The organism is Corynebacterium sp. HMSC078A10 (assembly GCF_001811565.1).
Lineage (GTDB): Bacteria > Actinomycetota > Actinomycetes > Mycobacteriales > Mycobacteriaceae > Corynebacterium > Corynebacterium hesseae.
Map to the genome: position 1 here is coordinate 19,929 of NZ_KV805193.1, position 22,650 is coordinate 42,578.

General features: G+C 61.3%; 20 protein-coding genes. 9 read left to right on the forward strand and 11 right to left on the reverse strand.

All coding sequences use genetic code 11. From position 1 onward, the window contains the following. Positions 1–105 precede the first annotated feature (105 nt). The 3 genes from pgi to HMPREF2808_RS02865 form a co-directional block, all read right to left on the reverse strand. A complete protein-coding gene (pgi, locus tag HMPREF2808_RS02855; RefSeq protein ID WP_070623618.1) occupies positions 106–1,740 on the reverse strand; it encodes a glucose-6-phosphate isomerase in 1,635 nt (544 codons plus the stop codon). 101 nt (positions 1,741–1,841) lie between these two features. Then, positions 1,842–2,573: a S1 family peptidase gene (locus HMPREF2808_RS02860; RefSeq protein WP_239248570.1), complete on the reverse strand. Its 732-nt coding sequence runs from the start codon at positions 2,571–2,573 to the stop codon at positions 1,842–1,844. A 239-nt stretch (positions 2,574–2,812) separates the two neighbouring features. Continuing rightward, positions 2,813–3,175, reverse strand: coding sequence for a chorismate mutase (locus tag HMPREF2808_RS02865; protein WP_070520647.1), 363 nt, complete (start codon positions 3,173–3,175; stop codon positions 2,813–2,815). Between the two features lie 121 nt (positions 3,176–3,296). Between HMPREF2808_RS02865 and pcrA the strand changes: the two genes are divergently transcribed. Continuing rightward, a complete protein-coding gene (gene pcrA / locus HMPREF2808_RS02870; protein ID WP_070520652.1) occupies positions 3,297–5,822 on the forward strand; it encodes a DNA helicase PcrA in 2,526 nt (841 codons plus the stop codon). 4 nt (positions 5,823–5,826) lie between these two features. On the opposite strand, the gene HMPREF2808_RS02875 is transcribed toward pcrA, so the two are convergent. The 5 genes from HMPREF2808_RS02875 to HMPREF2808_RS02895 form a co-directional block, all read right to left on the reverse strand. Next, positions 5,827–6,582, reverse strand: a complete 756-nt coding sequence (locus HMPREF2808_RS02875) for a M23 family metallopeptidase (RefSeq protein WP_070520656.1) — start codon at positions 6,580–6,582, stop codon at positions 5,827–5,829. 386 nt (positions 6,583–6,968) lie between these two features. Further along, complete coding sequence (locus HMPREF2808_RS02880; RefSeq protein ID WP_070597470.1) at positions 6,969–9,665, reverse strand: FtsX-like permease family protein; 2,697 nt, start codon at positions 9,663–9,665, stop codon at positions 6,969–6,971. Between the two features lies 1 nt (position 9,666). After that, positions 9,667–10,383, reverse strand: coding sequence for an ABC transporter ATP-binding protein (locus tag HMPREF2808_RS02885; RefSeq protein ID WP_070520666.1), 717 nt, complete (start codon positions 10,381–10,383; stop codon positions 9,667–9,669). Next, on the reverse strand, positions 10,380–10,931 hold the full coding sequence (locus HMPREF2808_RS02890; protein ID WP_070520673.1) for a PadR family transcriptional regulator: 552 nt from the start codon (positions 10,929–10,931) through the stop codon (positions 10,380–10,382). Before HMPREF2808_RS02890 ends, HMPREF2808_RS02885 begins: the two co-directional genes overlap by 4 nt. A 252-nt stretch (positions 10,932–11,183) precedes the next feature. Then, on the reverse strand, positions 11,184–11,936 hold the full coding sequence (locus HMPREF2808_RS02895; protein WP_070520676.1) for a M23 family metallopeptidase: 753 nt from the start codon (positions 11,934–11,936) through the stop codon (positions 11,184–11,186). A gap of 366 nt (positions 11,937–12,302) precedes the next feature. On the opposite strand from HMPREF2808_RS02895, the gene HMPREF2808_RS02900 reads away from it, so the two are divergent. Genes HMPREF2808_RS02900 through purH form a run of 3 tightly spaced genes read left to right on the forward strand, consistent with a single transcriptional unit; the run spans position 12,303 to position 16,234 of the window. Continuing rightward, on the forward strand, positions 12,303–14,015 hold the full coding sequence (locus HMPREF2808_RS02900) for a cell division protein PerM (RefSeq protein WP_246818499.1): 1,713 nt from the start codon (positions 12,303–12,305) through the stop codon (positions 14,013–14,015). Positions 14,016–14,056: 41 nt separating this feature from the next. After that, a complete protein-coding gene (gene purN / locus HMPREF2808_RS02905) occupies positions 14,057–14,662 on the forward strand; it encodes a phosphoribosylglycinamide formyltransferase (protein ID WP_070531639.1) in 606 nt (201 codons plus the stop codon). A gap of 39 nt (positions 14,663–14,701) precedes the next feature. After that, positions 14,702–16,234: a bifunctional phosphoribosylaminoimidazolecarboxamide formyltransferase/IMP cyclohydrolase gene (gene purH / locus HMPREF2808_RS02910; protein WP_070520683.1), complete on the forward strand. Its 1,533-nt coding sequence runs from the start codon at positions 14,702–14,704 to the stop codon at positions 16,232–16,234. 115 nt (positions 16,235–16,349) lie between these two features. Here purH and HMPREF2808_RS12930 read toward each other — a convergent pair whose 3' ends face one another. Beyond that, on the reverse strand, positions 16,350–16,793 hold the full coding sequence (locus HMPREF2808_RS12930) for a hypothetical protein (protein WP_232755556.1): 444 nt from the start codon (positions 16,791–16,793) through the stop codon (positions 16,350–16,352). Between the two features lie 277 nt (positions 16,794–17,070). Between HMPREF2808_RS12930 and HMPREF2808_RS02915 the strand changes: the two genes are divergently transcribed. Continuing rightward, positions 17,071–17,985, forward strand: coding sequence for a hypothetical protein (locus tag HMPREF2808_RS02915; protein ID WP_070520686.1), 915 nt, complete (start codon positions 17,071–17,073; stop codon positions 17,983–17,985). Positions 17,986–18,002: 17 nt separating this feature from the next. Further along, positions 18,003–18,944 carry a serine hydrolase gene (locus HMPREF2808_RS02920; RefSeq protein ID WP_246818500.1) on the forward strand — a complete coding sequence of 314 codons (942 nt, stop codon included), beginning with the start codon at positions 18,003–18,005 and terminating at the stop codon, positions 18,942–18,944. Between the two features lie 17 nt (positions 18,945–18,961). On the opposite strand, the gene HMPREF2808_RS02925 is transcribed toward HMPREF2808_RS02920, so the two are convergent. Continuing rightward, the gene (locus tag HMPREF2808_RS02925; protein ID WP_070623621.1) at positions 18,962–19,645 is read right to left on the reverse strand and encodes a hypothetical protein; all 684 of its coding nucleotides are present in this window, start codon (positions 19,643–19,645) and stop codon (positions 18,962–18,964) included. Positions 19,646–19,789: 144 nt separating this feature from the next. Here HMPREF2808_RS02925 and HMPREF2808_RS13875 point away from each other — a divergent pair, with 144 nt between their 5' ends. From HMPREF2808_RS13875 to HMPREF2808_RS02935, 3 genes are all read left to right on the forward strand, one after another. Further along, positions 19,790–20,062 carry a protein kinase domain-containing protein gene (locus HMPREF2808_RS13875; protein ID WP_256388838.1) on the forward strand — a complete coding sequence of 91 codons (273 nt, stop codon included), beginning with the start codon at positions 19,790–19,792 and terminating at the stop codon, positions 20,060–20,062. A 5-nt stretch (positions 20,063–20,067) separates the two neighbouring features. Then, positions 20,068–21,111 (forward strand): serine/threonine protein kinase, encoded by a 1,044-nt coding sequence (locus HMPREF2808_RS02930; protein ID WP_256388839.1) that lies wholly within the window; start codon positions 20,068–20,070, stop codon positions 21,109–21,111. A gap of 134 nt (positions 21,112–21,245) precedes the next feature. Further along, positions 21,246–21,926 (forward strand): DNA-binding response regulator, encoded by a 681-nt coding sequence (locus HMPREF2808_RS02935; RefSeq protein ID WP_118854842.1) that lies wholly within the window; start codon positions 21,246–21,248, stop codon positions 21,924–21,926. Here HMPREF2808_RS02935 and HMPREF2808_RS02940 read toward each other — a convergent pair. Further along, positions 21,923–22,639, reverse strand: coding sequence for a TetR/AcrR family transcriptional regulator (locus tag HMPREF2808_RS02940; RefSeq protein ID WP_070520700.1), 717 nt, complete (start codon positions 22,637–22,639; stop codon positions 21,923–21,925). The two genes, HMPREF2808_RS02935 and HMPREF2808_RS02940, sit on opposite strands and share 4 nt — an antisense overlap. Between the last annotated feature and the right edge of the window lie 11 nt (positions 22,640–22,650).

Genomic DNA, 22,650 nt, shown 5'->3' on the forward strand with positions numbered 1-22,650 from the left:
GATGCCCACAGGGCATCCGCGGCCTTGGCGATCTCGCACGTCGATTGCCCGCTAAAAACGGGTGAGCCCCCGACCGTTCGGCCGGGGGACGTCGCCAAGCAGTGCTTAGCGGTGGTTGCGATACCAACCGATCAGAGCATCGGTCGAGCCGTCGCCGGATGCGGCCTCCTCCTTGCCGGAGACTGCCGGTGCCAGGTCATTGGCCTGCTGCTTGCCCAGCTCCACGCCCCACTGGTCGAAGGAGTTGATGTCCCAAATGATGCCCTGGGTGAAGACGATGTGTTCGTAGAGTGCGATGAGCGCGCCGAGGGCCTGCGGGGTGAGCTCCTCCGCCAGGATCGTGGTGGACGGGCGGTTGCCCGGCATTACCTTGTGCGGGACCACAGCCGGGTCCACGCCCTCGGCGGCAATCTCTTCCGCCGTCTTACCAAAAGCCAGCACCTTGGTCTGTGCGAAGAAGTTACCCATGAGCAGGTCATGCATCGAACCGGTGCCGTCCGCGGTGGGGAAGTCTTCCTTCGGACGGGCAAAGCCGATGAAGTCCGCCGGGATGAGCTTGGTGCCCTGGTGCATGAGCTGGAAGAAGGCATGCTGGCCGTTGGTGCCCGGCTCGCCCCAGTAAATCTCACCGGTCCCGGCGCTCACGGCGGTGCCGTCGCGGCGCACGGACTTGCCGTTGGACTCCATGGTCAGCTGCTGCAGGTAGGCCGGGAAGCGTCCGAGGTCCTCGGAGTAGGGCAGCACCGCATGGGTCTGCGCGCCGAAGAAGTTGGAGTACCAGACGCCGAGCAGACCCATCAGCGCCGGAACGTTTTGCTCCAGGGGCGCGGTGCGGAAGTGCTCATCCATGGCGTGGAAGCCCTCGAGGAAGCGCATGAAGTCCAGCGGGCCGATGGTGCACATCAGCGACAGACCGATGGCGGAATCGACGGAGTAGCGCCCGCCCACCCAGTTCCAAAAACCAAACATGTTCTCAGGATCGATGCCGAACTCCGCGACCTTCTCCGCGTTGGTGGAGACCGCAACGAAGTGCTTGGCGACGGCCGACTCATCACCATCAAACTGCTCAATCAGCCAGCGGCGAGCGGCATGGGCATTGGCGAGGGTTTCCTGGGTGGTGAAGGTCTTGGAGGCGATGATGAAGAGGGTGGAGCCGGCATCGAGGCCGTCGAGAGTCGCGGCGAGGTCCGCCGGGTCGACGTTAGAAACGAACTCCGCGCTGATACCCGCTACCTCGTAGGAACGCAGCGCCTTGGCAGCCATCGCGGGGCCCAAGTCGGAACCGCCGATGCCGATGTTGACGACCTTCTTGATGGTGTGGCCCGTATGCCCCAGCCACGCACCGGAGCGCAGCGCAGTGGCGAAGTCACGCATGCGGCCCAGAACCTCGTGGACGTCGGCGGCGACGTCTTGGCCGTCGACGCTCAAGTCCTTCTCCACAGGCAGGCGCAGCGCGGTGTGCAGCACAGCACGGTCCTCGGTGTTGTTGAGGTGCTCGCCGGTGAACATGGCGTCGCGGCGGCCCTCGACGTCCGCGGCGCGGGCAAGATCCACCAAAGCGGTGACGACTTCCTCATCGATGAGGTTCTTCGACAGGTCCACGTGCAGGCCCGCAGCATCGAAAGAAAAGTCTGCGGCGCGGGAAGCGGAGTTGGCAAAAAGCTCACGCAGGTTGAGGTCCTTCTTGCTCTCAAAAAGCGAGGTGAGCGCGGCCCACTGCGGCTGAGCGGTGATGTCCATTGCAAAAGCCTTTCTGGCAGGTAGCAGACATGAAACTTACTGTGTCCACCGTAGTCCAGAAATCTCTTCGGTGCCGAGACAGAAGGCTGCGCTGGGTTGAGCTAGGCGTAAAGCTTGAGGCCGAATTGCTTCATTGTGTTTGCGATCTCCATGGCGCCCGTCTCGGAGCCGGAGTAATCGTAATAGTCGCCAAAGGACACGACTCCTGCTGCATATAGTTTGCCGTCGATGGAGGCGTAGACAGGACCACCGCTATCACCGGTATCGCTGTAGCTGCCGAAGGTGAAAAGCCCTTGAGCACCGAATCGGTCGATGAAAGGGTCGCAGGCAATGCCTGCTGTGGAACCGGCAAAGCACAACGTGGGCTTCTTTCGCGTGATTTCTTCCAGGCTCATCCATCCGGCTAAAGGCGCATTGAGCGCCGGTGAGGTAGATACTTCGGCGTCGGGGTTGGACACTTCGATCAGCGCAATGTCGGCCGAGTTGATGCTATCTGTGTTGGTGTTGCTGGCCTTCATTACCATCTGGCCTATCTCTACCTCGCTGCCGGAGCGATCTTCATAGTAGAAGCTGTCGCCCTTGTCCCCGCAGTGTCCGGCGGTAAGGATAAAGAGGCGCTGCCCATCGCCGGCGAAATGACCGGTAGAGCACCGGCCATCATTCGTGCGGTTATAGATAGCCGCACCCGGCGTCAATACTCCCACGTCCATGTAGTAGTCGGCTTTTAGTGCGTTGTACAAGTTATTGCGGGGCTCAAGCAGCTCTGCATGGGGGATTTCAGTGGAGTTAACCCAGAGCGCATCGCCGTCGAGGACCTCTTCGGAGCCTTGCATTGTTCCGGATGCTCCGGAACCTTGTCTGCGTTCGGAGTCGCTGACGGAGGGATGGTCGAGTGGAGTAGCGGAATTTGAGGTCTCAGGTGAAGAAAAGCTGCCGCAGGCGGTCAACACTAAGGCAGTGGCAACTGCGGTGAGAACTACAGCGGAGCGAGAGTACACATGCATGCTGAGAGCCTAAAACACCGCTACTTCAGGTGCGCGTGCGTTGGGGATTAGTCCGAGTTGGTGCTAGATTAGCCGAGCTTGCCGCGCCCCAACCGCAGCAGGGCAGAGGCAATCGCGGGGCCCTCCTCGCCAAGCTCGTCGCGGAACTCATTGAGGATGGCAATTTCGCGGGTGTGTACCAAACGGGTACCGCCCGAGCTCATGCGCGTCTTACCAATCGTGCGGGAAATATCGGTGCGGCGCTTAATAGCGTCGAGGATCACGCGGTCGAGGCGGTTGATCTCCTCGCGGTAGCGTTGGATTTCAGCATCGCTGAGCGGGTCATCCGTGCCCGAGGGCATGCGGATGTCGAGGCCGTTGTCCACGACGTTGGGGTCTTGGTGCTCGGGGGTTAAGCCCGAATCTGCGGTGTCAGGATGTGAAGCGCTCATGAGTGAAGATTGTGCCACCACGTTAAGACAAACGGGAATCGCGTGCCGTGACGTCGGTATTCGTCGATAAGAAGCGGCGTGGACGGCAATGTCCGGTGGTGCTAGTAGGTTGGAGAGCATTATGAACAACACTTCTCCGTTTAGGCCTCGTTCTTCGTCTGATCCTTCCGCCGACACCTCCGCCGGTGGCCTGTTTCCCGCGTCCGGGCACAACGCGGATGCCCCTTCCAGCCAGGGAAATGATCTTCTGCTGGAAGGTTTAAACCCGCAACAGGAGGAGGCCGTGACACATTCGGGCTCGCCGTTGCTCATTGTGGCCGGCGCGGGCTCGGGAAAGACCGCGGTGTTGACCCGTCGCATTGCCTATCTCATGCGCGAGCGTGGGGTAGCGCCGTGGCAGATCCTCGCCATTACCTTTACCAACAAGGCAGCCGCGGAGATGAAGGAGCGCGTCGGCCAGCTTGTCGGCCCCGTGGCGGAGCGGATGTGGGTGTCAACCTTCCACTCCATCTGCGTGCGCATCCTGCGCAACAATGCTCAGCTGGTGCCGGGGTTGAACACGAACTTCACCATTTATGACGGCGATGATGCGCGCCGGCTGCTCACCATGATTGCCAAAGACATGCAGCTGGACCTGAAGAAGTACTCTGCGCGTGTTTTGGCTAACCAGATCTCGAACCGCAAGAATGAGCTCATTTCCCCGGAGCGGGCCCGGGCGGAGGCAGAGCGGACGAAGAATCCTTTTGAGCTCACTGTGGCGAGCGTGTACGAGGAGTATCAGCGCCGCCTGCGCGCCGCGAACGCGGTGGATTTCGACGACCTCATCGGGGAAGTGGTGCGCATCTTTAACCAGCACCCACAGGTGGTGGAGTTTTATCGCCGCCGCTTTAAGCATGTGCTTATCGACGAATACCAGGACACCAACCACGCGCAGTACGCGCTCGTTTCGGCCTTGGTGGGCAGGGGCGAGCTGCCGCCGGATGCCCCGGAACTTTGTGTGGTGGGTGATTCTGATCAGTCGATCTATGCCTTCCGCGGAGCCACCATCAGGAATATCCAGGAGTTCGAGCGGGACTACCCGCAAGCGCACACGATTCTGCTTGAACAAAACTACCGTTCGACCCAGACCATCCTGAACGCGGCGAATGCGGTGATTGCGAAGAATGAGGGCCGCCGCGAGAAGAATCTGTGGACCGCCCACGGCGAAGGCGACAAGATCGTCGGGTATGTGGCGGATAACGAGCACGACGAGGCGCGGTATATCGCCTCGGAAATTGATTCCCTGGCGGATAAAGGCACGGCGTATTCCGATATTGCGGTGATGTACCGCACCAATAACGCCTCCCGCGCGTTGGAAGATATCTTCGTGCGCTCGGGTATCCCGTACAAGGTGGTTGGCGGCACGCGCTTCTACGAGCGCCGCGAGATCCGGGACATGGTGGCTTACCTGCGCATTATGGATAATCCGGATGACACGGTGAGCTTGCGCCGCATCATCAACGTGCCAAAACGCGCCATCGGTGACAAGGCGCAGGCGCAAATCGCTCTACATGCGGAGAACCTTGGCGTTAGTTTTGGGGCGGCTCTCCGTGATGCGGCCGAAGGAAAGGTCGCAGGCCTTGGCACGCGGGCGGTCAATGCCGTCACCAAATTCAACGAGATGATGGACGGCGTGCGCGCACAGATTCCGGGCATGGTCAATGAGGTGACGGGCCAGCCGGATTTGGGGGAGCTGCTCAACGCGCTTTTGGACGCCACCGGCTACCGCGCGGAGCTGGAAAACTCCAATGACCCGCAGGATGGGGCACGCCTAGACAACCTCAACGAGTTGGTATCGGTGGCCCGCGAGTTCAGCTCTGAAGCCGCCAATGAAATGGCCTTTATGGGCGCGGACGCAGAGGCAGCCCCGGAGCTTTCGGAAGGCGAAGCCGCGCCGGGCTCGCTTCAAGCGTTCCTCGAAAAGGTTTCGCTCGTGGCTGATGCGGACCAGATTCCAGATCATGAGTCCGGGGTAGTAACGTTGATGACCCTGCACACCGCGAAGGGCCTTGAGTTTCCCGTCGTTTTCCTCACCGGTTGGGAGGATGGCCAATTCCCGCACATGCGCTCCCTGGGAGACCCGAAGGAGCTCAGTGAGGAGCGCCGCCTTGCCTACGTGGGCATTACGCGTGCTAGGGAACAGCTCTACCTCACGCGTGCGATTCTCCGCTCGTCTTGGGGCAACCCGGTGACGAACCCGGCCAGCCGCTTCCTCGCCGAGGTCCCTGAGGACCTCATCGACTGGCGCCGTGAAGAACCGGACAGCTCGCTGTCCAGTGCGTGGGGCGGAGATGATTCCTACCAATACGGGCGAACCTTCGGCTCAGATAGCGGGTTCTTCCGTTCCCGTGGCGGCGGCTATGGCTCGCGGAGCGCTGCGTCTTCCCCTTCGCAGCGCTCGCGCAAGCCAGCTTCGGCGACATCAATGCCGAAGAATAACCATCTCAATTTAGTTGTGGGGGACCGTGTCAACCACGCAAAATACGGGCTAGGCACGGTCATCGAAGCCTCCGGTACCGGCGCGCGGGCGACAGTCACCGTGGACTTCGGCTCAGCAGGCAAGGTCCGCCTCATGCTCATCGGTGGTGTGCCGATGGAAAAGCTCTAAGGCTTTAGATGTGGATGCCGCGCTCGCTGAACCACTCCACCGGGTCAACGGCTGCGCCGCCGCCCGGGTGAACCTCGAAGTGCAGGTGCGGGCCGGTGGAGTGGCCCTCGTTGCCGATGACGGAGATTTGGTCGCCGGCCTCGACGCGGTCGCCGACGTCGACCAGCAGCTGGTCGCTGGGCATGTGGCCGTAGACGGTGATGGTGCCGTCGTCGTGCTGGATGCGGATCCAGTTGCCGAAGCCCTGGGCTGCGCCGGAGGAGATGACCTCTCCATCCATGACGGCGTAGATGGGCGTACCGATTGGGTTCGCCACGTCGATGCCATTGTGGAAGGAACCCCAACGCGGTCCGAAGCCGGAGGTGAAGGTTCCGGAGGTCGGAAAGACCACGGTGTTACCGTTTGCGTCCTGGCTGCGGGTAGGGGTGAGGCCGGAGTGATCGCCTTGCGGCGCGAAGGCTTCAGCGAGTCCGGGAATGCTGGAGGGGTCGAGGACGATATCGAGGCCGTCCTGCGTGGAGTTGATCTCTGGAGTGGATGCCCCGTTGAGGGCCCCGGCCGTCGAAACGAGCAGCCCGGAGAATGCTTTGAAGAGGTCGGCCTTGGAGTCTTCCTTGACTTCGACGTCGTCGGCAGTCGGGCCCTGGCTGGACCCGTCGGAGACATCCACGCTTGCTGCCGGTTCGGCAGCGAACGCTGGGGCCGTCACGGTGGCGGTGGTGACCGCCATGGCGGCGAGTGCGCTGAGCGTGCGCTTCATTACTTCACGTCCTTAAGTCCTGCGGTGGCTCGCTTCCGCCGTCGTAGCCGGCGGAAAGCCTGTGAGCGATAGGATGCGGCCATATCAGCCGCGTTGTGCCTCGAAGTCTGCGACACGCCGGTGCGGTTTCGGCCGTGTGCTGAGCTTCCGTGGCAACGAGATACAAACTATCCCGTGCTATCACCCTGCGCAATGCGCAAAAATGCAGGTAAATACAGGAATTGTTCGAAAAACTATCGAACAGCCCAGCGTGTTACGTGTGTGAAAGAAGTGAAAATTGTTACAGGGGTAAAGTGAAGGTTTAAAGAATGGGGGTAGGGGTTGGGGGTGTGAAAAGAGTTGTTCCCCGGCCGAAGGCTCGGTCGGGGAACGGTGGGCCACGAAGGCTAGGTCAACGAACGCGACTCGCTGCGATCCCGTGCGGTGAGCGGGGCTGTCTTATCGCTGCGATTGACCGCGGCCGCTATAGCGGCGGCTATGAGCGGCACAACAAGCACGGCGAGGAACTGCCACCAATCCGGGGTGAAGTAGTCCTGCGGGCGCAGGCCATGTGGGGGTTCAGAGAAGGTGAAGGCGGACCTATCAGTGAAGAGGAACGTGCCAAGGTGTCCCGCGATCACTCCGAAGAGCATGCTTGCGGTGGCCACTATCCAGGTTTGCCACGCGGCTACCTTGGACATCAGCGAGGGGTGCGCGCCAATCGACTGCAGCACGGTGCTTTCATGGCGCATGGTGTTAGCCGCATTGGCGATGATGAGCGCGAGCACGATGAGGCAGATGATTCCCATTCCTAGGCCGAGGTAGTAGCGGAAGCTCTCGGGGGAGGAGACACCGAACTCCAGTGAGTATCGCGACTGCGAAGCGCTCGCTGTTAGGTCTCGCAGCTCCTCTCGCTCTGCTTCGCTCGGCGCCTCATCCAACGCCAGGGCCTGGCCTACGTAGAAGGGCTTCATGTTCAGCTTTTGAGCGGCCTGCTGGCTAATCAGGACCACGTCACGATCCACGGTAGGCAAGGCCTCAACAACTGGCAGATCGGCGTTGTGGGCTCCGCTTGGCTCTTGACTGTCGACGCGGTTATACGTCTTTACGGTTACCGTGCCGTGTGTCTTGTCCCCGACGTGGCTGCTGTGGGGGAGCACGATGCCGCCGGCCTCCAATGTTTGTGCCGCCGCACGTCGATCCTCTTCCGAGTCGAACTGCCACAGCTCGAGCTGCGAGGAATCAGCTTGGATCATCCTGCTTTGATAGATCAACGGGCTATAAGGGAAGGTCGTCATCAACTCGTGCGCGCACTCTTGGCGGGCCTCCTCGGACTCATCGGTGCGCCGCCCTTGGTTGTCCACGAAGACTGCCCTCTCAACCGGTTTGCTGAGATCGACCTGTGAGCACTGGTAGTCAAATTCGGTGCTGAGCTCATAGAATTCACCATCGTCAGGAAGGCTAAAAGACGTGGTCCACGAGGGGAAAGCATAGAAGGAGTGTGTGCGAGCACCGGTAGCCTGCTGGATGGCCTTTACCGCTGCGCGTTCTTCCGGCGTAGAAGCCTGCGTAGGTTGGTCAAACGTCGTCTCCTCAATCAGCGCTGTGGTCTCCGGCATAACAAGCGCTTCTTCGGCTACGCTCTTTGCGCTATCGGTCATGACGCCTACACCAAACAGGGAGGCTGTGAAGGAGACCGATACGAGAGCGATGGACGTCGGCAAGGCATGCATGCTGCGCCGGGTAAGGCCGCGCCCGGCAAGGCGCAATGCGAGTGGGCCTCGGCGAGACAACAGGGAGCACAGGAAGACCAAGGCCGGGGCAGACGCGGCAACCGCGATGACTCCGAAGAGAGCCAGCACCGTGGGGATGTACTCTCCCCAGGGAGTGAAGCTGAATAGTACGAGCAGAAGAAGGAATGCAGGGCCGATGGCCATCCACTTCCTAAAGCGCAGCAGGCGGTCGGGAGAGGCTCCCTGGATTGCAGCGGAGAGGGCACCACGTTGTGCCAACCATGCGGGAACGATGGAGACAATGACACAGCCTGCCACCGCCACGAGCCACGCGAGAGCAATCGCTAGGAAGGGCAGGCGTGCAGCAAAGTCCGGATAGCGGGCTGTCCACCACACCCACGAGACCGTGAGGCCAACGATCCCACCGATGGTGGCGCCGATTAGTCCCATCAGCAGGCCATAGGCCATCACTGCGAACATGATGTGGCGTGGTAATGCACCCTGGCTCGACATCAGCGCGTACAGGCGCGTATTGCGTCCGGTAGCCAGCGTGAAGACGGGCGCGAGAAGGAAAAGGATGAGCAATCCGGCGATGGCGTAGAGGCCGAAGAAGAAAAGCACGAAAAGAATGCTGCTCAGGATTCCACCAAAGGAATCCGACTCAGAATCGGGTCGGTCCGTATCTCGCAGCTCCGGTGCCCAGATTTCCAGCCCAGCTTCATGGGCGCGGTCGGCGTCCTCTTTGGTCAGCGGCGTGTCACCCACGATGACCCAGGAGGTGCGTATCTGAAAGGACGGGTCGCTGAGAGCGTCATTGAGGGTGGGGGAGGTGACAAAGTCATAGTTTTCGGGAGCAATGGCCGCGACTGTGGCTTGGCGATCGCCGCTGAGGGCGTTGGTGCGCACGGTGATGACGTCTCCGACGGAGGCGTCGATCTTGCGTGCGGTCGAACGCGACAGAACTGCCTGGTTGGGGCCAAGGTTGAATTTATCGACGGCCTCCTGTGCCGGTTCCGGCGGATTCTCTGTGTCGAACTGATCTACCCAGGAGTTGGTTGACTTCCCATTATGGATAAGTGACGTGCTAGAAAAAGTGGTGACCGGGCTGACGCTGAGGCCTTTTGGCAGCACCTGGGCGGCCAGGCGGGGAACGTCTTCGTTGGCAATGTCCTGACGCTCGTTGCTCACCTGAAGGGACCGATCGGGCGAGCTCAAGGCTGCGGAGAGCCGTCCGGAGGAATTATCAAAGAGCGCAATTCCGATGACTAGGGCCACCGGCAAGGCAATGAGCATCACGGCGGCCAGAGTGCGCCATGGATGAAGCTTGAGATCACGCCTCGTCGGGCGGGTAGCGGCATTAATGCCGGACATATTAGCGCACCTCCTCGCCGGTGAGGCGCCCGTCGCGAACCATAACGACGCGGTCGGCCCAGCCCGCGAAACGCGGCTCGTGGGTGACCAGAATGCCGGAAGCACCGGCGTCGATACGCGCGCGTAGAACCTTCATGATCTCCTCGCCCGTCGAGGTATCCAAGGCACCGGTGGGCTCATCCGCGAGCAGAACTTTGCGCGGTCCAATGAGCGCGCGGGCAATCGCCACGCGCTGGGCCTGACCACCGGAGATTTCCTCGGGGAAGCGGTCAATGGTGCCGTCGAGGCCGACCTCGCTCAGCGCTTCCTCTGCTGCCTCACGGCACTGCGCAGGCGATAGGCCATCGAGTTCAAGGGGAAGGGAAACGTTTTCACCAACGGTCAGGGAAGAAACCAGGTTGAAGTGCTGAAACACGAGGCCCAAGTGGCGGCGTCGGGCAATTGCGGCCTTGGCTTTGGAGAGCTGGGAGGCATCGGCGCCGTCGAGAAGCACGCGTCCCGATGTCGGCGGTTGCAACAGTCCTGCGACGTTGAGCAGGGTGGATTTGCCGGAGCCGGAGGGGCCCATGACGGCTACCAACTCGCCCGGTTGTAGCTGCAGGTTGACGGAATCCAGCGCGGTGACCTGGCGAGCGCCGCTGCCGAAGATACAGGTGATGTTTTCGAGTTCGAGCGGGAAAGGAATGTGCTGGGTGGTGGGCACGGAGTCGGGGGTCATCGCGGTTCCTCCTCGGCGGCGGTGGGGGTGGTCGGGTTGGTCAGAGATTCCACGCGGTCGAGCCAACGTGAGAGAGATTCCAAGTCGAAGATTTGGCGCTCCACGGCCAAGCGCTGGGCGCTGCGCTCCGCAGGCAATTCCGAGGCTCGGCGGTTGAGTTCGCGGAGCTGGCGAACGGTGGCGAAACGCTGGGCGTCAAGGACGGCGATAACGTCGACGTCGGAGCGCCGAGCGGCAAGGGACACTTTGAGCACGAGCTCATCGCGTTCGATGGCGTCACTGTGCAAGGTGGACTTCCACCATTGCGAGAGCTCTGCGCGCCCGTCAGGGGTGATGGCGTAGCTGGTGGCGCGGCGCCCGGTGGGGCCGGTGAGCTCGCCGTCGGTGGCGATGAGCCCATCGCGCTCTAAGCGGCTTAGGGTTTGGGCTACTTGGCCCATGTTGAGCGGCCAGAGGTTGTCGAAGGTCTCCGCAAAGCGGGTCTTGATGTGGCTGGCTGTGGAAGGTTGATCACTGAGCAGCGCAAGAACGGAGTGTTTGACGGACATGGTCACCTCCTGCGCGGAGGACAAGGGGAGGATTAGTTAGGTGCATACCCGGTAAGTTACCGGGTAACTATCGGCTTGGCAAGAGGTTCCGGAACGGAGAGTGGTGTTTACCCCCGCCCGGTGTCCCGCGAGGTGGCGCGCGACCCTACGCGCCTGACCATCGGTGAGTGGGGTGAAATACGCAAAAGACGGCATAGAGCAGATTCGCTCTATGCCGCCTACGTGGTGTTGGAAGGTTTGGTCGCGTGAGTTTTAAGCGACGTCGATGCCGCGCTCTGCGAGCCACGGAACCGGGTCCACGGCACCTTCACCGGTGGGGTGAATTTCGAAGTGCAGGTGGGAGCCAGTAGAGAAGCCGAGAGAACCCATGCCGGCGATCTTCTGGCCAGCGTGGACGCGCTCGCCAACAGCGACGTCAAGGGTCTGCATGTGGCCGTAAACGCTCATGGAGCCGTCATCGTGCTTGATGCGGATCCACTGGCCGTAGCCGGAAGCCGGGCCGGAATCGATGACGGTTCCATCCATAACGGAAAGGATCGGGGTGCCCACGGCATTAGCGATGTCGATGCCGGAGTGGAAGGAGCCCCAGCGGGGGCCGAAGCCCGAGGTGAAGGTACCTTCTGCCGGGCGGGCTACGGAAGGCGCGCGGTTTGCCTCATCGGCGGCGGCGCGGGCATCAGCGGCCTGAATGGCCTTATCCAGCTGCGTGGACAGGTCAGCGACCGGCTTGGTTTCCGCGATGGAGAGGATCTGCGGTGCTGCGTCCTCGACGGCGGCCTGTGCGTCCTTGAGCGGATCGGTGTCTGCCTGCAAGGTGTAATCGATGGACTGCGCCTTGGTCTCGCCGGTGCCGGCGGATTGAATGGTGCCAGCTGCGGCACCGCCAACGCCTGCGGTAGATACGGCACCAGCCGCGATGGTCATAACCGCCAGGCGTCCCTTTGCGGTCTGCGAGGTGGTGATTTTGCGGTGGCGACCTGCGCTTCGCTGAGTCTTGCTTCGCATGAACTCTTCTTCCGTCTTAATTCACTATCGTCCAACCAAAATAATCGTTACGTCTAAATCTGGTTGGTTATCCGATTGTGACCTTCCTGTTACCAACGAGATGTAACAGTAGCGTCTCGACGGGTGCAGAGCAACCCGGATTGCAGTTTTTCTTCTGAATATGCCGAAAGATTTCTATGTCATGATACGACAGCTGTTTCCTGTGAATGAAGTGAAGCTATGGTCAGGGAACCGGGCAGTCAGCGCAGAGGACGCAAGTAAAGGAGTCCCGCAGAGTTGTTGATTCGGGGGTGTATCGGATCAATCGGATCGGATATCGACGCGCCACCCCCGGTGGGGGAGGTGCTCGTGGCAAAGTGGACGCCGATGAATAAGAACACGAGCCCCCAGTCCAGGACGTCAGCTCGCCCCCGCGCGCATGTGCGTGGACGCGGCGATGGCGCTGAGCGCTCTGAGCGAGGCTACCGGCGAGACCGCCGGGCTCCTGCTGAGCGCATCAAGGGAATTGAATCGGATAAGGCTCGCGCTCGTCGCGCGCAGGCCCCGACGACGTTGCGCGGGCGAATTCGCCGCATGCTTATCGTCGTCGGCATCCCGCACCTCGTCGTGGTTCTGGGCATACTCGTGGTCGCTATCGCCGCGCTCCTCCTCACTAGCTCCCCCTTCGCGTGGCTGAACACCATCGTGGGGGAGGCGTGGATGGTGTTTAACCTGGCTCCAATCCGCGCTGGCGGGATTGATATCGGTGTCCTACCTGTTCTTCCTGCCGCCTTCTTGGCCTGGCTGGTAGGCCGCCGCGTTCGAGCGGCGGTCAAGGACAAGGTGAGTATTAATGACTTGCTTGTCCTGAGCTGCTGCGTGCTGGCAGTGCCGGTGGTTCTGACCATTATTGCGTGGTTGATGCTCTGGGATGCCGGAAAGGTTTACGACGTCTCTCCGCCGGAGTTGTATCGCGTTGTGCCCCGCATGCTCCTTCTGCATGCCGCTGCTCTCATTGGAGGCATGGGCCCGCGCTTGTGGAAGGCCTTGGCTAAGCGCAGCGGAGTTCCCCGCGTATTCGTCGACGCCGCCCAAATCGGCCTGAGCTACCTTGGCTACCTTGGCGCCGCAGGGCTGGTTCTCGTTGTGATTATGTGGGGGTGTGGCTGGTCGCGCCAGGCTGAGATGCTCGCTAGCTATCCGGTTCTCACAGCGATGGGGACCGTGGGGCTTTTCCTGCTAAGTATTCTGTACCTCCCGAATGCCGCAGTTGCTGCGGGGGCGGTGCTGAGCGGCTCGGAACTGCACATTGGTGAAGGTACTAGCGTGAGTCTGTTCAGCGGCCACGTAGTTCCACTTCCGCCGCTGCCGTTGGCCGCAGCCGTTCCTCCTTCCATCAGCTCGTGGTTCGCGGTTCTCTTGGTTGTTCCAGTACTCGCTGCGGTGGCGGCGTTTTATCGTCGCCGAGCGCTGGTGTCTTTCCACGTAGCGCTTGTTGCAACCATCACTGTTGCCGTGTCCTCTCTCGTGGCGTACTACGCCGTGTCCGGCGCGCTAGGCGTGTACGGCTACACCGGGCCGGAGCTGTGGACAGCGGTGGGGCTGAGCTCCCTGTGGTGCCTCGTCGTGGGGTGTGCCTTTGCGACGTCTCAGGCGGTGTCCGCATCGCGTGCTCGCCGCGCTACCGCCCCGGCTGCTGAGGCAGAAGCCCCCGCGGCTGCCGAGGAGACGACGACAGACTCCACCGACACTGCTCAGCCGGAGCAGGATTCTGCAGTGCTTGGCGACGCCACCGCTGCCGAAGCGGAAGAAGCAGAGACTGACGCGGAGGAATCCAACCCCGACGAAGAAAGCGAAGCCGAGGCCGACGCTGAGGACGAAATAGAGGACGAGCAAGAGGGCCAGACTAAGGAGCAAGCTGAGGCGCCAGCTGAGGAACAGGTCGAAAGCCAGACTGAAACCGACGTAGTTGACGCAGAAGTCGTGGACGTAGAAAGTGCCGAAACCGAGGCTGAAACCGATGAGACCGCTGAAGCCACGGGGAAGCTCGACACAGACGCAGAGGAACACCAAGAAGCTGAAGGCCCCACAAAAGAGTAAAAATTCCGCGGTTCACGGCGGTAGCGGCTAGGCTGTAGCGCGTGACTACACCGCATCAGCCCGCTGCTATTGCCCACCTCAACGTTGTTGTTCTGGTTTCCGGAACTGGCTCGCTATTGCAGGCCATCGTCGATGGCCAGGATGAGCATTACAGCGTCGTGAAAGTCATCGCGGACGTGCCTTGCCAGGGCATTGAGCGCGCGAGGGCGGCGGGAATTGCCACCGAAGTCGTAGAGATGGGCGCTGACCGCGCCGAATGGAACCAACGTCTGGTTGCCGCAGTGGATGCTGCGCAGCCAGACGTTGTTGTTTCTGCAGGCTTTATGAAGATCTTGGGCAAAGATTTCCTGGATCGCTTCGAAGGTCGCACCATCAATACCCATCCAGCGCTCTTGCCTGCCTTCAAAGGCGCGCATGGCGTACGCGATGCGCTGGCTTATGGTGCCAAGGTCACAGGCTCGACCGTCCATTTCGTTGATGCCGGCGTCGATACCGGCTCCATCATTGCCCAGGAACCCGTCCGGATTCTGGCAGAGGATGATGAGGCCAGCTTGCACGAGCGCATCAAAGTGGTCGAAAGAGAACTTATCGTTAGCGTTCTCCGCGCGGCGCGCGTGGAGGGCGAAGCACTCAGCATTCAGCTCTAATTAATTCATTACCGCAAGGAAGGCTTAAGTCCCCGTACCATGAGCGAAGATCGTAAGAACATCAAGCGCGCGCTGATTAGCGTTTATGACAAGACCGGTCTAGAAGACCTCGCCCGGTCCCTCGATAACGCTGGCGTGGAGATTGTTTCCACCGGTTCCACCGCGAAAAAGATCGCAGACTTGGGCATTGACGTCACGCCCGTCGAGAAGCTCACCGGCTTTCCAGAGTGCCTTGAGGGCCGTGTGAAGACGCTGCACCCCCGCGTGCATGCGGGAATCCTGGCGGATACCCGCAAGGACGATCACCTCAAGCAGCTTGAGGAGCTGGAGGTAGAGCCCTTCCAACTCGTCGTGGTGAACCTGTATCCCTTCCGTGAGACGGTGGCCTCCGGAGCCGACTTTGATGGCTGTGTCGAGCAGATCGATATCGGCGGCCCGTCCATGGTGCGCGCGGCCGCCAAGAACCACCCCTCCGTTGCTGTGGTTGTAGACCCTGCGCGCTATGGCGAGGTCGCAGACGCCGTGGTCAACGGTGGCTTCACGCTGGAACAGCGCCGCGGCCTAGCCCGCGATGCCTTCCTGCATACCGCTGATTACGACGCCGCGGTGTCTGCGTGGTTCGTCGATCAGCTCAGCGAGGGCGAGGAGACCACCCCGCTGCGCTACGGCGAGAACTCGCACCAGTCCGCGACCGTGACCCGCATCGGTGCCAAGGGACTGGCCAATGCGACGCAGTTCAACGGCAAGGAAATGAGCTACAACAACTACCAGGATGCTGACGCCGCGTGGCGCGCCGCCTGGGATCATGAGCGCCCGTGCGTGGCAATCATCAAGCATGCCAACCCGTGTGGCATCGCGGTGTCTGACGAGTCCATCGCGGCTGCTCACCGCGCGGCCCATGCCTGCGACCCGATGTCCGCATTCGGCGGCGTCATCGCTGTGAACCGCGAGGTCACCGTGGAGATGGCGGAGCAGGTCAAGGAGATCTTCACCGAGGTCATCGTGGCCCCGTCCTACGAGGAGGGCGCCATCGAGGTTCTTAAGGCCAAGAAGAACCTCCGTGTGCTGCAAGCTGAGTACGAGGCTCCGCAGGTGGAGCGCAAGTACATTTCCGGCGGTGTGCTCACCCAAGAGCCGGATACCTACCAGGCGGAGGGCGATAACCCGGCCAACTGGACGCTGGCTGCGGGCGAGGCCCTGAACGAATCCGATCTAGCGCAGCTCGAGTTTGCTTGGCGCGCCGTGCGTGCGGTGAAGTCCAACGCCATCCTGTTGGCTAAGGATAATGCCACCGTGGGCGTGGGCATGGGCCAGGTCAATCGCGTCGACTCCGCCAAGCTCGCGGTTGAGCGCGCCAACACGCTGGCCGACGGCACCAACCGCACCGAAGGTTCCTTCGCTGCATCGGACGCCTTCTTCCCGTTTGCGGATGGTCTCGAGGTTCTCCTCGATGCCGGTGTCAAGGCCGTGGTTCAGCCGGGTGGTTCCATTCGCGATGAAGAAGTCATCGAGGCCGCTAAGAAGGCTGGCGTGACCATGTACCTCACCGGAACCCGCCACTTCTTCCACTAGAGCCTGAACCAAAGCGTTCCAGCAAACTTCAACTGCCCTAGCTGACGAATCTAGCCGCGTAATTCGACGCGGAAGCGCAAGATTTGGCGGCTAGGGCAGTTATGATCTCAGTTTCTTAAGCGCCCGTGATGGTCATAGGCGTGGTCGCAAGCGCGGCCGTCGAGGTTGGCTCGGAGCTTGTACCAGTCTGCTCCGTATTGGATGATTCGCGGCCCCAGATAAACCACGCGCCGACGCCAAGGACGACAGCCAGGATGAGGAGCAAAGCAATCAGCGCCGCGATGGCGCCGCTGAAGCGCCCTGTGCCTTTCGGCGGGGTAGGAGCGGCATAAGAGTTGGGCTGGGGTGGATTTGGGGGTGTTGGCGCGCCACCACTGAACGGCTGCGGGGCGGGGCTAGCGGGGTGCCCACCGAACGGGGGAGTGCTTCCGAATCCGCCGCTCGGACCATTTGTGCCGCCGGGATGGCCCGGGCGGCCAAACCCGGGAGCAGGTGAACCGAAGCCGGAGGAACCGGAGTCGCGTGGAGGGGTGCCCGAAGGACCAGTAGGAAATGACATGGCGGGAGATCAGCAACCTTTCCGTGCACAGGAAGTTAGAGCATCGAGATACCTCTAACAATCTAAACCCTTAAGCACCGTCCGTGGGGACTTCAATGGAAGCTCGTGGGAATACTCCCCAGTGGGGCAGGAAGCGCTGGCAGCACAGCAGAGCACACACTGTGCAAAGCGCGAGTAAAGACGTAAACGCTGCGCAGAGAATTGTGACTGTGCAAAGATAGGACAGATAGAAAACGCCTATTGGCAATTGCAAACGTCACGATCTACGGAGGCTTCGGTGACTGATTCAGATCGCAATCATGGATTCGGCGCGCATCCCCAGCAGGGAAACGGCAGCCAGCCACAGCCTTCTCATCAAGAAACCCACCCGGAAACCGCGGATTTTGAAGCCCCGCCAACACAACAGCGCCCAGTACAGCCCCAGCAATACCCCCAAAACATGGGAAATAATCCGGGCTACTCGCAATCGGGTGAGCACAACTACTCAAATCCTTTTGCTCCCTCCGGATCCCAGGGCCAGTATCCTCAGCAGCAGCAATTCCCCACGCAACAGTTCCCGCCCCAGGCGGCGCCGCAGGACGGATTTGGCCAGTACGATCAGCAGCCGGCTGCCTATGCGAATTCCTATGCACAGGACGATGCCGGAAACCATGGTTCCTCTAATTCCGGAAAGCTTGTGCTCATCGGCGTGCTGATCTTGGCAGTAATCCTCGTTATTGCCGCGTTGGCCTACCTCATTTTCTTTAAACACGCTGACTCAGGATCCCAGGCTGAATCGCCCCAGGCGCCAGCCCAACTCACCGAGCAGAATGAGGGTCCACAAGACAGCACTTCAGCTGCGGAGGAACCTGAGAAGACCTCAGAGCAGTCCACGACGACCTCCAAGGCGCAGAAGCGCCCCGAGCACCCTGACCTGCCCGCGGGCGCTATCCCGGCGAACGACGCCGCGCGTAACAACGAGCCCGGCGGCAACTTCAACAGTGTCTATCGCGGCACTGAGGTGACGACGGAGCCGTTCGCCAACTCCGTGCGCGATGAATACGTCAAACACTACGTCGATACCCACGAGTTTGACGCCACGATTAGGGCTTTTAGCCCGAAGACCAAGCTGTTCTACACCATGGATTGTTCCGATAACGGCGAGTATGTGACCTGCACTGGCGGCAATAATGCGGTTGTATACATCCTCTAATGTGTAAGCGAGTATCGATGAAATTCGGAACACGACCAAGCCGCACGCATGAACACCCGCGACGCCGGCCGGCGGCACTGGCAGCGCTGGTGGGGATCGCGGTGGCGTCGCTCAGCGCCTGCACCATTGGGGACGTCTCTCAGCCGGAACCAAGTGCTCCAGCAAGCAGCCCGCAGCCTTCCCTTCCTGATTCTGGATCCGGCTCGTCCGCAAGTCCTGCCCCTGATTCCATCCTCGACAAGGAACCATCCGTGATTAAGGCCACCGACCTTCAGGAAGCCGTCGACGCCATCGCCGCCGACAACCCAGGAACCGGAATCGCGGTGGCTGGGTCACAGACCGTCGCGGCTGCCGGCATCACCGACCCGCGGCCCGCATGGTCCACGGCGAAAGTCCCCCTGGCCATCGCCGCCGAACGCGCCGGGGTAGCGGATCCGGACGCTGTGTCTCGAGCAATTACTTTTTCCGATAACGCTGCGGCAGATTCTCTCTGGGAAGCCCTCGGCGGGGGAGCGCAGGCGGCACAGGCTACCCAGGAAATCATCGGAACCGCCACCGTTCCCGCCACGCCACCGCGCCCCGGGTTTAGCGCCTTCGGCCAAACTCAGTGGCCGGTGTCCGAGCAAGCAAAATTCGTCGCCGCGCTGGGATGCCAGGAAGGCGCAGATCCCATCCTCGCGGCCATGGGTGACGTTGATCCGGCACAGCAGTATGGCCTTCGCACCCTCGACGGGGCGGTGGTGAAGGGCGGCTGGGGGCCTGCCGAGGACGGTTCCTATGAGGCCCGTCAGATGGGGCTTATCACGCTAGGTGGACACACGGTGGCGGTGGCAATTTTTGCCGCAGCACCATCCGGTGATTACGGCGAAGCCCAGCAGATGCTCACCCGACTAGCCAGGCAATTAGAAACCGCTCAGGTGGAGTGGCCGGACGCGGGATGCCAGCAGGAAGCTGTCTAAAAGCCCTAGTGCGGTTCCTAGTGAGGCCAGTAGTCCTCGAATTTTCCGGCCTCCCCGTCGATGTCATAGTCCGTACCCCGGATGTTGAGCACGGAGCCGGTGTCATCCCCGCTGGTGGGATCGAGGATTGTGGCGCTAAAGGAGCTTCCCTCACCGCGCGCCGGGCCAAAGGCAGCACCGCTGGACCAGACCCCGCGGTAGAAAAGGGAGTCCTGCTTTTCGCAGACCACAATGTGCGAATCGGGATCCGAGCCATGGGCAGCGAAAATCATGCTCTCGCCTTGCTGGCAGCGTGCCTCTGGGTAGTCGGACCATCCGGCCGCGGTGAGTCCTTCGGGGACATCGGCAGCATCAGGATTGAGAGAAGTCTCCGGTGCCTGCTCATCAGCGGCTTCCTCGTCGCCAGCAGTTTCCTCGTCGTCAGCTGTTCCTTCTTCTGCGGCCGTTTCCTCCGGCGCAGCCCCGCCTACGCGGGTGGGTTCCTGCTCCGTTGCGCTGCCGGCTTCGGGGCTTGCCTGGCTGGTGGAACGGACATCATTCCAAATCACGATTCCGGCAATCAGCAGTGCGATAAGGATCGCAATGGCGCAGATGATCGGAACGAGGTTGCGCTGCTCTGACTGGGGCCGTTGAGTCTGGCCCGACGCCGGCGTAGGGGGCTTATTCGCGTAATGGTTAGTGCCAAATCCTGGGGTGCTCATAGGGTCCTTGGAAAACAGTAGAGAACTACAGGTAGCATATCTGGCTCCGCACAACCAGACGGAACTGCGGGGTAGCACCCTCCATTTGGGGGCGATGGGACATGGCAACCTCAAGCCTTGCTATGCATATGGTGCAATGGGGCGGTGACTAATTCCTACTTCGTGCAATGGCTTACCCAGCAAAAGCGGTATACCACCGTGTACCTGCTGGGCGAGGGCGGCATGGGGCAGGTTTTTCATGCTACGGATCCGGATCTGTCCCGTGAGCTCGCGGTTAAAGTGCTGCTGGATGATGTCCGGGATGAGGCCTCTCGAGCCCGTTTCCACAACGAAATGAAGGCTCTCACCAGGATCGGTAGCCACCCGGGGGTGGTTCAGTTCTATTCCAAGGAATCGAGCCGCGCGGGGATGACGTGATGGTCATGGCGTTCATCGACGGTGGAACCTTGGCGCAGGCGATCCGGGAACGAGCCAACAAGGGGAGGGGATTTACGGTCGCCGAGGTGGCGTACTACCTCAAACCGATTGCCGCGGCGCTGGACTATATGCACCACGAGCTGCACCCCGGGTGGGTGCATCGGGACATCAAGCCCGCCAATATCTTGCTGCGCAAGAACCCTGGTAGCTTGGCACCGGCTGTGCTGAGTGACTTCGGAATCAGTATCGAGGAAGGCCAGTCGCGCCTGACCAAGGTCGGTCACATCGTGGGTACCGAAAAGTATTTGGCCCCAGAGAACAATGGCCATGCTTATGGTGATGATGACATGTCGGCGCGCGCGGACGATTACTCGCTGGCACTTATCGCTTTCGAGATGCTCACGCTTCACCACCTCAAGGACACGATGCCGCGCAGCGAGTGGGAAGGGCAGCGCCGTATCCCGGATCTGTCCAGCGATGCCTTCGCCGCATTCCTTGCAGAAGACACTGCCCGCGTTGCCTCGGAGGTACAGACCGTGCTGAACAAGGCGCTCAACAGCGTGCCCATGCAGCGTTATGCGCGGGCCCAGGACTTCATCGCCGCGCTTGACGACGTCTCCCGTTCCCGCCCCTCCCAGCCCGCTTCCGGCCCTACTTCCTCTGCCCTGCGTAGCGCCCCAGCACCGCAGCCTTCGTCGCAACCAGAGCAGCCGCGGAATGCACGAAGCACTGCGCGGACGGGACAGTTTGGCCAACAAGGGCAATCACCCCAGCGTTGGCCGGAGCCCTCCGCCTCCTTTGGGTCCATGGATCGGGCAAGGCCAACTGGCTTCGTCGCTCCCTCTAACCCGATCGCGTCTTCGGGAACCGTGTCACCCTCCACACCAGTTACCCCGGCGATGCCAGGGTCTACGGTGCAGCGACGGTCTACTCCTCAACGGGCAACCCGCAAGCCGGCCGCGAAGGATAATTCGAATGCCCTCATCATCACGGTCACCGTCGTGGTCATCATCCTTATTTTCTTAGTGACGTGGGCTATCGTGGCCTAGCGCCAGCTGAGGTGGGGTGTGGCTTAGCACGCCGAAACAAAGTGAATGCCGCTACACTGAAGAGCACTGTTTGAAGGCGCCTCGCCGACATACCCGGCGAAGAGCGCGAGTTGTCCAGCCCTACGGAGGTGTCCATGAGCCAGCAACAACCACGCACGCCGCAGAACGCACCGCGGGGGCCCAGGCTGCGCATCGATGACCTGATCGGCGGCGTGAAGGTTATTTCCCCGGGGGAGGAACTCATCGTCGGCCGCGCCGGTGACTTCCGGGTGGGTGAGGAGGACCTCAGCCTGCACCGCCAGCTCTTCCAGCTGTGGTATGGCGGCCAGGGGTGGATGATCTGCAACGTGGGCAGTCACATCCCACTGCGCATAGAGCTGCGCGGGGTCAAAGGATTTTCGCGCATTGATCTCGGCCCCCGCTCGGTCGCGGCGGTACCCCCAGGGCCATCGAGGGTTACCTTTGAGACGCCAGAATGCCCCTACGAGCTGTATATCGACGTAGAAAACAGCAACTATTCGCGCCGTACCAAGCGCGAGCAGGACGTTGATGAAGAGCGCACACGCACCCGTCACGTGCCCAATGATGAGCAAGAAGAGCTGCTGCGCCAGCTAGCCAGCTACCTCAAGAAGCCGGGCTCCACCGACGCCGATATCCCCTCGGTGCGCGACATTGCTGAGGCGCTGGGGTGGACCGAAAAGAAGACGAACCACAAGATGGATCGCCTCGTCGATAACCTCCGCGCTGACGGCGAAAAGGCCTACAAGCCTTATAAGACCTTCTTGGCGCACTACGCCATTCGACACGGCCGCTAGCGGGCCGACCTCTTGCGGTCCGCGGCGGCCGCGGCGGCGGAAGAAATAGAGTCGTTGCGGTTCTTGAGCAGCTCCAGGGTGGTCGCCTCAGCATCGTCGGGAGGGGTGGCACCGAGGACTGCTAGGGCGGCGTCGGCAAGCATGGCGGACTGCTCCGGCACGCGCTGCGAGGCATCAAACGGTGCGTTGCCATCATTGGGACGCATTTCAATGACGGAGAGCGCGATGTGGAAGGGGAGCTCGATGCGCGGATCGTCCGCGCCCACAATTCCTGCGGCGGCAGTACGGAAGTGATCCTTGAGGCGGTCGCGCTGCTCGTGATATTCACCGAACTCGGGGGAATTAGCCACCGGCAGCTGATAAAGGCGGCCGACGTTCCACGCCGAGGTCAAAAGCAGGCGAGATTCGGCTGCTACCAGTGACCACAGGCGCTGCGCCGGCGCGGCATCGGAGGCCGCAAGCTCATCCGCGAGCTCCAGCGAGGGCTCGATGGTGGAATTCAGCAGGGTGAGGAAGATATCGGTCTTCGAAGGAAAGTGATAGTACAGCGAAGCCTGACGGATGCCGACGGCATCAGCAATTTGGTGCGTGGAAGTTGTAGCAAAACCCTGGGTGGTAAAAAGCTCGGATGAGGCATCCAGGATTTCTTCGCGCGCGGTGTTACCCCGGCGGCGTGGGCTATTCTTCCGTGGCCTGCCAACGCTACCTGCCATGAGGCGGACTC